The organism is Streptomyces sp. NBC_00310 (assembly GCF_036208085.1).
Classification (GTDB): domain Bacteria; phylum Actinomycetota; class Actinomycetes; order Streptomycetales; family Streptomycetaceae; genus Streptomyces.
Map to the genome: position 1 here is coordinate 2,230,242 of NZ_CP130714.1, position 14,323 is coordinate 2,244,564.

General features: G+C 71.4%; 10 protein-coding genes and 1 pseudogene. 3 read left to right on the forward strand and 8 right to left on the reverse strand.

What is annotated here, in order from left to right; all coding sequences use genetic code 11:
- Positions 1–2 precede the first annotated feature (2 nt).
- The 5 genes from pdxS to pgsA form a co-directional block, all read right to left on the reverse strand.
- Positions 3–920 (reverse strand): pyridoxal 5'-phosphate synthase lyase subunit PdxS, encoded by a 918-nt coding sequence (pdxS, locus tag OG202_RS09855; RefSeq protein ID WP_152167511.1) that lies wholly within the window; start codon positions 918–920, stop codon positions 3–5.
- A 257-nt stretch (positions 921–1,177) separates the two neighbouring features.
- Entirely contained in the window at positions 1,178–1,723 is a 546-nt protein-coding gene (locus OG202_RS09860) for a hypothetical protein (protein ID WP_326584089.1), read from the reverse strand.
- Positions 1,724–2,141: 418 nt separating this feature from the next.
- Positions 2,142–3,302, reverse strand: a complete 1,161-nt coding sequence (locus OG202_RS09865; protein ID WP_326584088.1) for a glycosyltransferase family 4 protein — start codon at positions 3,300–3,302, stop codon at positions 2,142–2,144.
- Positions 3,299–4,336, reverse strand: coding sequence for a phosphatidylinositol mannoside acyltransferase (locus OG202_RS09870; protein ID WP_327730571.1), 1,038 nt, complete (start codon positions 4,334–4,336; stop codon positions 3,299–3,301). The genes OG202_RS09865 and OG202_RS09870 overlap by 4 nt, the downstream gene beginning before the upstream one ends.
- A complete protein-coding gene (gene pgsA, locus OG202_RS09875) occupies positions 4,333–5,067 on the reverse strand; it encodes a phosphatidylinositol phosphate synthase (RefSeq protein ID WP_326584086.1) in 735 nt (244 codons plus the stop codon). Before pgsA ends, OG202_RS09870 begins: the two co-directional genes overlap by 4 nt.
- A 274-nt stretch (positions 5,068–5,341) precedes the next feature.
- On the opposite strand from pgsA, the gene OG202_RS09880 reads away from it, so the two are divergent.
- The gene (locus tag OG202_RS09880; protein ID WP_327730569.1) at positions 5,342–7,540 is read left to right on the forward strand and encodes an elongation factor G-like protein EF-G2; all 2,199 of its coding nucleotides are present in this window, start codon (positions 5,342–5,344) and stop codon (positions 7,538–7,540) included.
- Positions 7,541–7,847: 307 nt separating this feature from the next.
- Positions 7,848–9,518, forward strand: a complete 1,671-nt coding sequence (locus tag OG202_RS09885; protein ID WP_326584084.1) for a hypothetical protein — start codon at positions 7,848–7,850, stop codon at positions 9,516–9,518.
- Between the two features lie 127 nt (positions 9,519–9,645).
- Here OG202_RS09885 and OG202_RS09890 read toward each other — a convergent pair whose 3' ends face one another.
- Entirely contained in the window at positions 9,646–10,206 is a 561-nt protein-coding gene (locus OG202_RS09890) for an HIT family protein (RefSeq protein WP_326584083.1), read from the reverse strand.
- Positions 10,207–10,278: 72 nt separating this feature from the next.
- Between OG202_RS09890 and OG202_RS09895 the strand changes: the two are divergent.
- Positions 10,279–10,940 (forward strand): annotated as a pseudogene (locus OG202_RS09895) (potassium channel family protein).
- 71 nt (positions 10,941–11,011) lie between these two features.
- Here the strand turns inward: OG202_RS09895 and thrS are convergent.
- Both thrS and OG202_RS09905 read right to left on the reverse strand, forming a co-directional pair.
- Entirely contained in the window at positions 11,012–12,988 is a 1,977-nt protein-coding gene (gene thrS, locus OG202_RS09900; protein ID WP_328222611.1) for a threonine--tRNA ligase, read from the reverse strand.
- Positions 12,989–13,091: 103 nt separating this feature from the next.
- Positions 13,092–14,303, reverse strand: coding sequence for a hypothetical protein (locus OG202_RS09905; RefSeq protein WP_405895998.1), 1,212 nt, complete (start codon positions 14,301–14,303; stop codon positions 13,092–13,094).
- Positions 14,304–14,323: the final 20 nt, after the last annotated feature.

A 14,323-nucleotide genomic window follows, 5' to 3' on the forward strand; every position in this document is an offset into this window, starting at 1 on the left:
GCTTACCAGCCCCGGTTCGCGTAGCGCTCGGCCTCGGGGAGGGTGTCGCAGTTGATGCCGACCATGGCTTCGCCCAGGTTGCGGGAGGCGTCCGCGATGATCTTCGGGTCGTCGTAGAAGGTGGTGGCCTTCACGATGGCGGCGGCGCGCTTGGCCGGGTCGCCGGACTTGAAGATGCCGGAGCCGACGAAGACGCCCTCGGCGCCGAGCTGGCGCATCAGCGCGGCGTCGGCGGGGGTGGCCACACCGCCGGCGGAGAACAGGACGACCGGGAGCTTGCCGAGCTCGGCGACCTCCTTGACGATCTCGTACGGGGCGCGGAGCTCCTTGGCGGCGGCGTAGAGCTCGTTGTTGTCGAAGCCGCGCAGCTTGGCGATCTCGTTCTTGATCTGGCGCAGGTGGCGGACCGCCTCGACGACGTTGCCGGTGCCGGCCTCACCCTTGGAGCGGATCATGGCGGCACCCTCGGCGATGCGGCGCAGGGCCTCACCGAGGTTGGTGGCGCCACAGACGAACGGGGTCGTGAAGGCCCACTTGTCGGAGTGGTTGACCTCGTCGGCCGGGGTGAGGACCTCGGACTCGTCGATGTAGTCGACACCGAGGGACTGCAGGACCTGGGCCTCGACGAAGTGGCCTATGCGGGACTTGGCCATGACCGGGATAGAGACGGCCTCGATGATGCCCTCGATCATGTCCGGGTCGGACATCCGGGCCACGCCGCCGTCCTTGCGGATGTCGGCGGGGACCCGCTCCAGGGCCATGACCGCGACGGCGCCCGCGTCCTCGGCGATCTTCGCCTGCTCGGCGTTGACGACGTCCATGATCACACCGCCCTTGAGCTGCTCGGCCATGCCGCGCTTCACGCGGGCGGTGCCGGTCTCGGGGGTCTGGGCGGTGGGGTTGGAGAGCGTGCTCGACACGGGTTTGACCTCGCTCGGGGAAGAGGGTTTCTGCAATCACCGAGGAAACGTGAGGGGAGCAGGCCACTGCAAGGGCCAATGGGGAGGCGGTGGATCGTTTTCGCCCCCGGCTCCGCCTTCCCGTCCCATCCCAGGGGCTGCCGCCCCTTCCCCCGCCATGCGGGAGAGCTCGTGGTGTTCGTGGGCGGGTGCGGGTGGGTTGTGGTTGCTCGCGCAGTTCCCCGCGCCCCTGGAAAGCAGGGGGCTGCGCGCCGGGGTCACGTGCCCGCTCGGTCCGCCACGGCGGCCGGCGGCTCGTCGTCCATCTCGAAGGCCAGCGGGAACGGGGCGTGGCCGGCGAGGCGGAACCAACGGACCGTGCGGTGGCGGCGAAGGGCGCGGGCCGCGCGGACGGCGTCGTTGTGGAAGCGGCGGGCCATGGGGACCCGGCGGACGGCCTGGGCCAGCTCGTTCGCGGCGTCCTCCCCTCCGGGGGCCGCGCGTACGACCTCCACCTGCTGCGCGTCCTCGAACACGGCCCGCAGCGCCTGGCTCAGCTCGCTCTCGGCGACCTCGCGCTGTTCCTCCTCGGCCTGCCTGGCCGCGTGCGCCGCTTCGTAGAGGACGATCGAGGCGGCCGGGTCCAGTACCCCGGAGGTGGCCAGTTCCTGGGCGACCGACGCGCGGCGCAGCAGCTGCGCGTCGAGCGCGGCACGGGCGGCGTCGATGCGTGCGTGCAGTCGGTCGAGGCGTCCCGCGGTCCAGCTCAGATAGAGGCCGATCGCGAAGAGGACGACCGCGATCCAGATGAGTGTCGAAGTCACGGGCGGCAAGGCTACCCGTGTCGGCCACGCCGACCCGCAGCGCCCGAACCCGAGCCTCCGGAGGGGAGTTTCCTCCCGAGAGCGGGCCGCGCCCTCGAGAACCCCGGCGGGCACGACGCCACGAGCCGAGGGCACCGACCGCCACGGCACACAGGGCACCCGCGGCGGCCACCGCCGGTCTCAGCGCACCGGTCCCTGCCGCCCCGGGTACGAAGGCCCCGGATACGGGCCCCAGCCGTCCGTCAACTCCGAGCCGCTGCCCCACCAACCCGGGACCACAGCCCGTCACCCCAAGCCGCCGCACGACCGCCCAGCGGCCCCGTCAGGACACCGGTCCGGGGGGCACGGCCCGATCGGCGGACACCGGTTCCCTGGCCACGGCCCGCCGATCCCGCAGCACCGCCCGTGGCGCCCCGTCTCAGTCCCGGGCCAGCCCCAACCGTGCCCGCAGTCCGGCCCGTTCGTCCGCCGCCACCGAAGCCGCGCCCTCCGTGACCGTCTCGTAGACGCCGAGGATGTCGGCGCCGACGGTCGACCAGTCGAAGCGGCGGACGTGGGCGCTGCCGCGCTCGCGGAGTTCGGCGCGGCGGGCCGGGTCGCCGAGCAGGCGTACGGCGGCTGTCGCGAGGGCGTCCGCGTCCTCGTTGGCGAACAACTCGCCCGCGCCGCCCTGGTCGAGGACCTGGGCGAAGGCGTCGAGGTCGGAGGCGAGGACGGGGGCTCCGGCGGACATGGCCTCGACGAGGATGATGCCGAAGCTCTCGCCGCCGGTGTTGGGTGCGACGTAGACGTCGACGCTGCGCAGGAAGCGGGCCTTGTCCTCGTCGCTGACCATCCCGAGGAACTCGACGCGGGAGCGCAGCTCCTGGGGCAGCGTCTCGACCGCCTCCTTCTCGTCCCCGCGCCCGGCGACCAGCAGCCGGGTCCGGGGGCGCTCGGCGAGGATCTTCGGGAGGGCCTTCATCAGCACCGGCAGCCCCTTGCGGGGTTCGTCGATGCGACCGACGAAGCCGAGCGTGTCGCCCTGCCAGTCGGGGTTGGGCTTGGCGCGGGCGAAGAAGTCGACGTCGACGCCGTTCGGGATGACGACCGCGTCGCCGCCCAGGTGTTCGACGAGGGTGCGGCGGGCGTACTCGCTCACCGCGATCCGCGCGCTGATCTTCTCCAGCGCGGGCTGGAGGATCGGGTACGCCGCGATCATCGCCCGGGAGCGCGGGTTGGAGGTGTGGAAGGTGGCGACGATCGGGCCCTGCGCGGCCCAGCAGGCCAGCAGGCCGAGCGACGGTGAGGCCGGCTCATGGATGTGGATCACGTCGAACGTGCCGTCGTGCAGCCAGCGCCGCACCCGCGCCGCCGACAGGAACCCGAAGTTCAGGCGGGCCACCGAGCCGTTGTAGGGCACCGGGACCGCGCGGCCCGCCGAGACGACGTACGGCGGCAGCGGGGTGTCGTCGTCGGCGGGGGCGAGCACCGACACCTCGTGGCCGAGGCGGATGAGGTGGTCGGCCAGGTCGCGGATGTGGAACTGGACTCCCCCGGGCACGTCCCAGGAGTACGGGCAGACGATCCCGATCTTCACGGGCGTCCCTTCTCGGAACCCGGCTTCGTGGCCGTCTCGGAACCCGGCTCCGTGGCCGTCCCGAAACCCGGCTCCGTGGCCGTCTCGGAACCGCTGTCCGAACCCGTCCGGGAAGTCGCGGGGCCGTCGGGACTCTTCGCGGGGTCCAGGTCGGCGAGCCACAAGCGCTGGAGCATGTGCCAGTCCTCCGGGTGGTCGGCGATGCCGGTGGCGAAGGCATCTGCCAGCGCCTGTGTCATGACAGACGTCTTCTCGGCGCGGGTACCTGCCTCGGGTACCTCGATCGGGGGATGCAGACGTCCCCGCATGACGGGCGAGTCGTCGTACCAGAGCGTCACCGGCAGCAGCAGCGCGCCGGTCTGCTGGGCGAGGAGGGCCGGTCCGGCGGGCATGCGGGTCGGCTCGCCGAAGAAGTCGACCTCGACGCCGGACGCGGACAGGTCACGGTCGGCGACCAGGCAGACCAGGCCGCCGTCGCGCAGCCGCCGCGCGAGCGTGCCGAAGGCGGAGCCGCCGCTGTGCGGCAGGACCTCCATGCCGAGGCCCTCGCGGTAGGCGACGAAGCGGTCGTAGAGCGTCTCGGGCTTGAGGCGTTCGGCGACCGTCGTGAACGGGGTCTTGAGCTCGGTGGTGACCCAGGCGCCGGCGAGGTCCCAGTTGGCGAGGTGCGGCAGCGCGAGGACGACGCCCCGGCCCGAGGCGAGACCGTCGGTGAGGTGGTGCAGGTCCTTGGCGGCGAAGCCGGTCCTGATGCGCTCCTCGCTCCAGGACGGGAGGCGGAAGGACTCCATCCAGTAGCGCAGGTAGGACCGCATGCCCGCGCGGGACAGCTCGGCGAGGCGCTCGGGGCCCGCGTCCGGGACCACGCGCGCGTAGTTGGCCTCCAGGCGGCGTACGAGGGGGCCGCGTCTCTTCCAGGTGGCGTCGGCGATCGCCCGGCCGAGGCGCACCGCGACGGGTTCGGGAAGCTTCTTGACCGTGCCCCAGCCGAGGCCGTACAGCCCGTCGGTCAGACGCTCCCGCAGAGCGCTCACGGGGTCGCCTCGCTGTTGCGGGACGTGTCCGGCGTCTCCTGTGCGGTCGCGGCGGCCGCCTCCGCCTCGGCGGACTCGCGGCGGACGGTGACGACACGCTGGATCAGCGTGACGAGGCTGCCGACGGCGACGATCCACAGGGCGATGGGCAGCAGGACGTCGATGCCGGGCACGCCGAACGCGTGCAGGCCCGAGAGGCCGGCCGCGACCAGCGAGATCACCAGGCGTTCGGCGCGCTCCACCAGGCCGTTGACCGCCACCGGCAGCCCGATCGACTCGCCGCGCGCCTTGGTGTACGACACCACCTGGCCGCTCGCCAGGCAGAAGATCGAGACGGCGCACAGGGCGATGTCGTCGCCGTTGCCCGCGTACCAGAGGGCGAAGCCGCCGAAGATCGCGCCGTCGGCGACACGGTCGAGCGTGGAGTCGAGGAAGGCGCCCCAGCGGCTGGAGCGGCCCATCTGGCGGGCCATGTTGCCGTCGACGAGGTCCGAGAACACGAACAGTGTGATGACGATCGTGCCCCAGAAGAACTCGCCCCGGGGGTAGAAGACCAGCGCGCCCGCGATCACTCCGGCGGTGCCGAGGAGCGTGACCGTGTCGGGGCTGACACCCCTGCGGATCAGAAACGCGGCGAACGGTGTGAGGACACGCGTGAAGAATGCACGCGCGTACTTGTTCAGCATGGCCTTCCCGAGGGTCGGTGTCGCCGCGTGGCCCCTGCTGGCCATCCGGCTGGCCCATCGTAGCCACGCGCGCGCGTGTGCGACCGTCGGGCACCAGCCCACCGTGTCCTGTCCTGATCGCACCGGTGTCACCGGGCGATCACGGAACGTCCCCACCGGGGCCCACCTGGGCCGCGAGAGCGATCGCGTCCTTCGTATGGACGCACAGTGACGCGAGTGCAAAGCTCGAAGGCACCGCGGGCGTCATCGGAGCCGCCACCGCACGCGGATCCGTATGTCCGCGCCCACAGTGACCTCACCGTGCACGGGAGGCAGGATCATGGGCGACAAGGCGAACGCACACCCCGGAGCCGCCGGCAGGGCTACGGCGGCCGACCACCCCGCGTCCGTACGGAATGTGGTGCTGGTCGGCCACTCCGGTTCGGGCAAGACGACTCTGGTGGAGGCTCTCGCGCTGACGGCGGGAGCGGTGAACCGGGCGGGCCGTGTGGAGGACGGCGGCACCGTCTCCGACTACGACGAGATCGAACACCGGCAGCAACGCTCGGTGCAGCTCTCGCTCGTCCCCGTCGAATGGGGCGGGTACAAGATCAATCTGTTGGACACCCCCGGATACGCCGACTTCGTCGGGGAACTCAGGGCCGGTCTGCGAGCGGCGGACGCGGCCCTTTTCGTCGTCTCGGCGTCGGACGGCGTCGACGGCTCGACCCGCATGGTGTGGGAGGAGTGCGCGGCGGTCGGCATGCCGCGGGCGATCGTGATCACACACCTGGAGGCCGCCCGGGCGGACTTCGAGGAGATGACCAAGGTCTGTGCGGAGACGTTCGGCGGGGACGACCCCGACGCCGTACTGCCGCTCTACCTCCCGCTGCACGGCCCGCAGGGTCCGGACGGGCACGCGCCCGTGACCGGACTGACCGGGCTGCTGTCGCAGAAGCTCTTCGACTACTCCTCCGGCGAACGCAAGGAGTCCGAGCCGAGCCCCGAGCAACTGCCGGCGATCGAGGAGGCCCGCAACCGGCTCATCGAGGGGATCATCGCCGAGAGCGAGGACGAGACCCTCATGGACCGCTATCTCGGCGGCGAGCGGATCGACGTCACGACCCTCGTCGAGGACCTGGAACGGGCCGTCGCCCGCGGGGTCTTCCACCCCGTGCTGGCCGCGGCCCCCGCGGCCGACGGCGCCAAGCAGGGGCTCGGCACGGTCGAGCTGCTCGAACTGGTCACCGGCGGCTTCCCCACCCCCCTGGAGCGCGCGACCCCCACGGTCACCACCCCCGAAGGCCGCCCCCGCGAGATCAAGGCGACCTGCGACCCGGACGGACCGCTGGTCGCCGAGGTCGTGAAGACCGCCAGCGACCCCTACGTGGGCCGCATCTCGCTGGTACGGGTCTTCTCCGGGACCCTGCACCCCGACGAGACGGTGCATGTCTCCGGGCACGGGCTCGCCGACCGGGGGCACGAGGACCACGACGTCGACGAGCGGATCGGCGCCCTGTCCACACCGTTCGGAAAACAGCAGCGGACGCTCACCCACTGCATCGCGGGCGACCTGGCGTGTGTGGCGAAGCTGAACCGCGCGGAGACCGGGGACACCCTTTCGGCCAAGGACGACCCGCTGCTCATGGAGCCGTGGGAGATGCCGGACCCGCTGCTGCCGCTCGCCATCCAGGCGCACAGCAAGGCCGACGAGGACAAGCTCTCCCAGGGGCTCGCCCGGCTCGTCGCCGAGGACCCGACCATGCGGCTCGAACAGAACCAGGACACCCACCAGGTGGTCCTCTGGTGCCTGGGCGAGGCGCACGCCGACGTGGCGCTGGAGCGGCTGCGCAACCGCTACGGCGTCCAGGTCGACGTCGTACCGCACCGGGTCTCCCTGCGGGAGACGTTCGCCGACAAGTCGGCCGGGCGCGGGCGCCATGTGAAGCAGTCCGGTGGGCACGGGCAGTACGCGATCTGCGAGATCGAGGTGGAGCCGCTGCCCGGCGGCTCGGGCATCGAGTTCGTCGACAAGGTCGTCGGCGGTGCCGTGCCGAGGCAGTTCATCCCGTCCGTCGAGAAGGGTGTGCGGGCACAGGCCGCCAAGGGCATCGCGGCCGGGTATCCGCTCATCGACGTACGGATCACGCTGCGGGACGGCAAGGCGCACTCGGTGGACTCCTCGGACGCCGCGTTCCAGACGGCGGGCGCGCTGGCGCTGCGCGAGGCCGCGGCCGACGCGAAGATCCACCTCCTGGAGCCGGTGGCCGAGGTGTCGGTCCTGGTCGGCGACGCGTACGTGGGCCCCGTGATGAGCGATCTGTCCGGGCGGCGCGGCCGGGTCGTCGGCACGGAGCAGGCGGGCGGCGGACGCACCCTCGTCCGGGCCGAGGTACCGGAGATCGAGATCGACCGCTACGCCGTCGATCTGCGTTCCCTGTCCCACGGCACCGCGCGCTTCGGCCGCCGGTACACGCGCCACGAGCCGATGCCCTCCCACGTGGCCGAGAAGGTCCGCGCACAGACGAAGGAGAGCTGACGAAGGGGAGCTGACGAAGGAGAGCTGAAGGGGACCGGCGATTCGGGACCGGCAGAAAGGCCCTGGCGGTCCGTCGGCGGGCGGCTCCGGCCGTCCGCCGCAGACTGCGGGGCGGGACAAGGCCGGTTCACGGCAGGTGGGTTCCGTGAATGTCCGTTCTTCGCACCACACGATGTCCGTGGCTGCCGATACGCTGATCACCTGATCTACAAGTGTGGCTCGATCAGGCCCAGATCGGGTTATGACCTGATCAACAGGTGTGCGGAGCACGGAAGTCGGGAAGAGCCGCAGGAGCGAGTGTGCGGCGATGGGGGCGGCGGCGGTGGCGGACAATTTCGATTTCACTCCCGGGGCACAGGTGCCGCTGATGGGCACCGCGGGCCAGACCGCGGCGACGTACGCCCTGGCGTCGGCGGCCTACCGGGACAACGAGATCGCGGAGATCCTCAAGGCCAACAACGATTGGCACAAGTCCACGGTCAAACCGGGCCGCAAGTGGGCGACCATCTTCCGGCCCAACCTCGGGGAGGCGTTCTCCCTCGCGGTGCGGGACCGGATGGTCGGCGCGGGCCGCAAACCGCTCATCCAGTCCTTCGGCATGGAGCCGCAGGTCGTCGTCGAGCACTGCCTCGCGGCGAACAACATCCGCAGGGAGCGCGACAACTGGCTCTCGGCGGTCATGGTCCTGTGCGGCCTGCTCTTCCTGCCCGGCCTGCTCGTGTGGCTGCTGGTCTTCCAGATCCGCACGACGGTCGCCAAGCGTGACAAGCGGGCCGGCGCACTCGGCACCACGCTGCTGGTCGCCGTGGGCGCCCTCGCCGTGATCTTCCTGCTCAAGATGCCGTTCGACGGCATCTGGGCCTGGTACGCGCGTGCGTGCGTCGTGCTGCCCGTGGTCGGCTGGTTCTGGGCCAAGCAGATCTGCGAGCGCGCCGCCACGGACCTGCGGGACCGCTGGTCCGGCCTGCTGGCCGGCGGTGGCGTCGGCGCCAAGATCCCCGAGGCCGTACCCGGCAGCCCCAACGAGACCAAGGCCGAGCAGCTGCGCAAGGAGCTCGCCCGGCTCAGCGCCGAACAGCGCTCCAACCTCGTCTTCTACGCCGGCCCCAAGGGCATCCTCGGCATGGGCACCCGCTGGGGCGCCTGGCAGCTCGCCGAGGACCTCGTGCCGGCCGACTCCGGCAAGGAGATCCACCCGTTCCGCAGCTGGGACGTCATACGCGCCATCCACGACCAGCTGCGCATGCTGGAGCGCACCCCCCTCAACACCGGTGGTTTCACGGCGCCTTCGATCAAGCACTGGATCGTCAGCCCCATCGGCGAGGGCGCCGGCGCCGTGGCCCGGCCCGACAGCACCGACGTGGACGCCTACCAGTACAAGAACCACGCCATACAGGAGATCTGCAACAAGCAGCACTTCGGCAGCGGCAACCGGCACTACCTGGGCGTCCAGTGGACGCTCTGGGACGGCCAGTTGATCATCACCATGCTGGTCACGGTCACCGTGCTGCACCACACGCTCCGCATCGAGGTGACCGGGCACGCCCTGGGCCCGGTGCACGGACTGTTCACCACCGGCCCGGCGGCCAAGGAGAAGGAAGTCCAGAAGTCGCTGAGGTTCTGGGAGACCCGCAAGGTGAAGCTCCCCCTCGTCGACGCCGACGAGGTCGTACGGCTCGCCGCGCGCGCCCCGCTGACCTGGTACCCGCCACTGCTCAACTGGCTCGGCGGGTCCATGGGCCTGCCCGAGCCGTTCGGTCTGCGGCACGCCTGGGCCGACCAGCCGTGGCGGCACCGCTTCATGGCCGACGACGCGCTGCGCGCCGCCACGCCGGTGCTCCGCGTGGTCCACAACGCCGCCATCAAGGTCCTGAAGGAGAACGGCGTGGACACCGAGAAGTTCGGCTCGCGGGCCGGGTTCCTCAGCGGGGCGGTGCAGGACCCTACGCCGCGGAAGGCCGACCTCTACGACGCGTGAGCGCTGCGCTCGCTTGGGGGACGAGGGGGTGTGGAGCCGGGGTTCGTTGGCGGGTGCGGGTGAGTTGGGGGCTGGTCGCGCAGTTCCCCGCGCCCCTGAAAAGCAGGGGCCGCGGGCCTGGGCCTTCTCACACCCCCGGCCAGGCCTCCGCGAGCATCTTCCTCGTGTCGGCCAGCAGTTGAGGCAGGATCCGTGTGTGGCCCACCACCGGCATGAAGTTGGTGTCGCCGCCCCAGCGGGGCACGATGTGCTGGTGGAGGTGGGCTGCGATACCGGCTCCCGCGACCGTGCCCTGGTTCATGCCGATGTTGAAGCCGTGGGCCCCGGAGGCGGTGCGGAGGGCGGTCATGGACTGCTTGGTCAGCTCGGCCAGCTCGGCGGTCTCCGGCACGGTGAGATCCGTGTAGTCGGCGACGTGCCGGTACGGCACGACCATGAGGTGGCCGCCGTTGTACGGGTAGAGGTTGAGCACCGCGTACACGTGCTCCCCGCGCCTGATCACCAGGCCGTCCTCATCCGATTTCGCCGGAATCGAGCAGAACGGACAGCCGTCGCCGGCCCCGGGGCCGGTCGGCTTGTTCTCGCCCTGGATGTACGCCATCCGATGAGGCGTCCACAGGCGCTGGAACGCGTCCTGCGTCCCCACTCCGATCTGCTGCTCCGGCTCACTCGTCATGCCATGCAGCATATTGCTTCGCCCGTTCACGGCGTGTCGCCGGGTGCCGGGGCGGCACGGGCGGGGCCGGGCCGGGCCGAGGCGATGGACCACGACAGCCGCGCGCTCCGCCGGGAGCGGCGTACCGGGCACGTCCTCGCCGGGGCGTCGGCCCTCTTCCTCGCCTCCCGCACGGTACGGGTACCGGCGCACGGCCTCCCCCCAGGGCCGACTCGACCTCTGTCTCGCGGTGACCCTGCTGACCTGGGCGGTCTTCGGGCTCGGCTATGCGGTGCACCGACGGCTGAGCGGCTCGGCCCGAGGTGCGCCCGCCTCCACCGGCTTGACACCCTCGTGCTCGTACTGCCACTGCTGCGGCCACCGCGCATCGCGCGGATCCACGACGCCGTGCGGCAGCATCACCACGACCGGCCCCGGCTCTCCCCGCACGCGCGCGTGGCCGTCTACGCGGGCCTGTCCGCGCCCCTGCTCGGCTTCACCGGCGCCCTCGCCGTCCAGCAACGGGAACACGCGGCACCCGACGCGACGATCCTGACCTTCGGGGACGCCGTGTGGTGGGCGTACGCCACGCTCGCGACGGTGGGGTGCGGGGACGTCACGCCCGTGACCCCGGTGAGGCGGTTGGTCGCCGTGGGCCTGATGGCCTGCGGTATCGCCTGCTCGGGGCCGTGACGGGGTCGTTCTCGTCGTGGCTGCTGCGGGTGTTCGCGCGGGAGGACGAGCGGAGGCCCCCGGGGAGCTGCTGAACCCCGGGGGCCTCGGAGCACGCAGTCACGTACTCGGGTCTTGCCCCACGCCTCACATCTGGACGCGGTCCTCAGATCTGGACGCGGTCCTCCACGACCTTCGCGATCTTCGCGATGGCCTCCTCGACGGGGATGCCGTTCTCCTGGGAGCCGTCGCGGTAGCGGAAGGAGACGGCGCCGGCCGCCATGTCCTCGTCGCCCGCGATGACCATGAAGGGCACCTTGGCCTTCTGGGCGTTGCGGATCTTCTTCTGCATACGGTCGGAGGAGGCGTCGACGTCGACGCGCAGGCCCTTCTTCTTCGCCTCGGCGGCGAACTTCTGCAGATACTCCACGTGCGCGTCGCCGATCGGGATGCCGACCGCCTGGACGGGCGCCAGCCAGGCCGGGAACGCGCCCGCGTAGTGCTCCAGGAGCACCGCGAAGAAACGCTCGATCGAGCCGAAGAGCGCGCGGTGGATCATGACCGGGCGCTGCTTGGAGCCGTCCGGGCCGGTGTACTCCAGGTCGAAGCGCTCGGGCAGGTTGAAGTCGAGCTGGACCGTGGACATCTGCCAGGTACGGCCGATCGCGTCCTTCGCCTGGACGGAGATCTTCGGACCGTAGAACGCGGCGCCGCCCGGGTCCGGGACCAGCGGGAGGCCCTGCTTCTCGGCGACCTGGCGGAGTGTCTCGGTGGCCTCCTCCCAGGCCTCGTCCGAGCCGACGAACTTCTCCGGGTCCTTGGTGGACAGCTCCAGGTAGAAGTCCGTGAGGCCGTAGTCGCGCAACAGGTTCAGGACGAAGGTGAGCGTCTTGTCGAGTTCGTCGGCCATCTGCTCACGGGTGCAGTAGATGTGCGCGTCGTCCTGGGTGAAGCCGCGGGCACGGGTCAGGCCGTGCACGACGCCGGACTTCTCGTACCGGTACACGGTCCCGAACTCGAAGAGGCGCAGCGGCAGTTCACGGTAGGAGCGGCCGCGCGCGTCGAAGATCAGGTTGTGCATCGGGCAGTTCATGGGCTTGAGGTAGTAGTCCACGCCCTCGTCGAGCTGCATGGGCGGGTACATGCCGTCGGCGTACCAGTCCAGGTGGCCCGAGACCTCGAAGAGCTTCCCCTTCGTGGCATGCGGGGTGTAGACGAACTCGTAGCCCTCCTCCTCGTGGCGACGGCGCGAGTAGTCCTCCATCACCCGGCGGATGATGCCGCCCCTGGGGTGGAAGACGGCGAGGCCCGAGCCGATCTCGTCCGGGATGGAGAACAGGTCGAGTTCGTTGCCCAGCTTGCGGTGGTCGCGCTTCTCTGCCTCGGCGAGGAAGTCGAGGTGCGCCTTCAGCTCCTCCTTGGAGGGCCAGGCGGTGCCGTAGATGCGCTGGAGCATCGGGTTCTTCTCGCTGCCACGCCAGTAAGCGGCGGCGTTGCGCATCAGCTTGAACGCCGGGATGTTGCGGGTGGTGGGCAGGTGGGGACCGCGGCAGAGGTCCTTCCAGCACAGGTCACCGGTCTTGGCGTCCAGGTTGTCGTAGATCGTCAGTTCGCCGGCGCCGACCTCGACGTCCGCGCCGTCGTCGGAGGAGGCCGAGCCCTTGAGGCCGATCAGCTCCAGCTTGTACGGCTCGCTCGCCAGTTCCTCGCGGGCGGCCTCGTCGGTGACGACGCGGCGTGAGAAGCGCTGCCCGCGCTTCTGGATCTCCTGCATCTTCTTCTCGACGGCCTTGAGATCCTCGGGCGTGAACGGCTTCTCGACGTCGAAGTCGTAGTAGAAACCGTCCCGGACCGGCGGGCCGATGCCCAGCTTCGCCTCGGGGAACAGCTCCTGTACGGCCTGGGCCATGACGTGCGCGGTGGAGTGGCGCAGGATGTTGAGGCCGTCCTCGGAGGAGATCTCCACGGCCTCGACGGTCTCGCCGTCCCGTACCTCGTACGCGAGGTCCTTCAGCTCACCGGCCACGCGGGCGGCGACGACGGTGCGCTCGCCGGCGAAGAGGTCGGCGGCCGTAGTGCCCGTCGTCACCACGCGCTCGTCCCGCTCGGAATCGCGTTGGATGATCACACGGACGTCGGACACCGGTTTCTCCTACCTGAAGGGGCGGCCCGGTCGGTCTGCTGCTGCCTGGGCCATTGGGAAGGATCGTACCGAGCCCGGGGTGCTCCTCGCGAAACAGATACCTCTAGTCCCCTCCGCAGGCCTCCTCGAAGAAGGCCGTGATCTCCGCGGTCTCCTGGAGCGACTTCATCAGCCGGTCCCGCTCCGCCTCGTCGACCTGCACGGGTGCGATCCCGTCGGCGTCGGTGAGCCGCCGGAACCCGCCCCGGCTCTCCAGCCTCCCGTGCACCCGGACCGGCAGTCCGACGAGATGGGCCTGTCCCGCGATCCGGTACGACTCCTCGTCCAGGGTCATGCGCACGTGCGGGACCTCGGCGCCGGCGATGACCCGCAGCCGTACCGTGCCCTCGCCGCGCGCCGCCGACCGGCGCATCCGCACCACGGCCCCGGTGATCCGCACCGGCATCGACGGCTCCTCGCGCAGATAGCGGGCCCCGGCCTCGCGCAGCACCGGCAGGTCGCCCGGTGAGAACTCGACGGGCTCGGCCGGTGTCGCACCGCCCTCGGGGACCCCGGCGGCGGGCGCCCAGTCGACGGCGACGCGGGCGCCCTCGGTGCCGCGGACGAGGGCGACGAGGGCCTCGGTGAGTTCGTGGCTGACCCCGGCCTCGACGGCGCCGTCGAAGGCGTCCATGCCACCGGTGGCGCGCCGGTAGTCGATGGCCTCGCGGACCGCGTACAGGGCCTGATGGAGGCGTAGGGCGAGGGGGCGGCCGGTGGCCACGGGGACGAAGGCGGTCAGGCGGCGGCCGCCGGGGACGGCGCCGACGAGGACGCCGTCCAGTGAGGCGGCCGCGGGCAGGCGGTGCCGGGCGCCGTAGTACCCGGCACGCGCGCGGGTGGCAAGCGCGGCCGCGAGGAGCATCTGGCGCGCGGCCGAGCGCAGTTGGTCCTCGACGACCCAGGAGGCGGTGCCCAGCGGGCCGGTCGGCACGTCCCGCCACCAGTGGATCTCGTCGCTGGGCACGGCGAGGGCGACCAGCACGTCCCGCGCGGCGGGCGAACCGCTCCGGGACAGGGCCGTGAGGGCTTCGCCGAGCAGGTCGTCGCTGTCGGGGAAGGCCCGGTTCTCCGGCACCAGCAGGCTCATGCCCCGCCCGGCCGGTCCCGGTGGGGTCCAGCGGCCGTACCGTCCGGCGGCCCCACCACGCCGCTGCCAGCCGTGCCGGAGCAGCAGGGTGCCCAGAACGGCGGGGTCGACCTGGGCGGGGTCGGGGGGCCGGGTCCAGGTGGGCTCGACGGGGTGGGGCCGCACGGCACGGACGGGTTCACCGATGGGACGGCGTACGGGCGTCC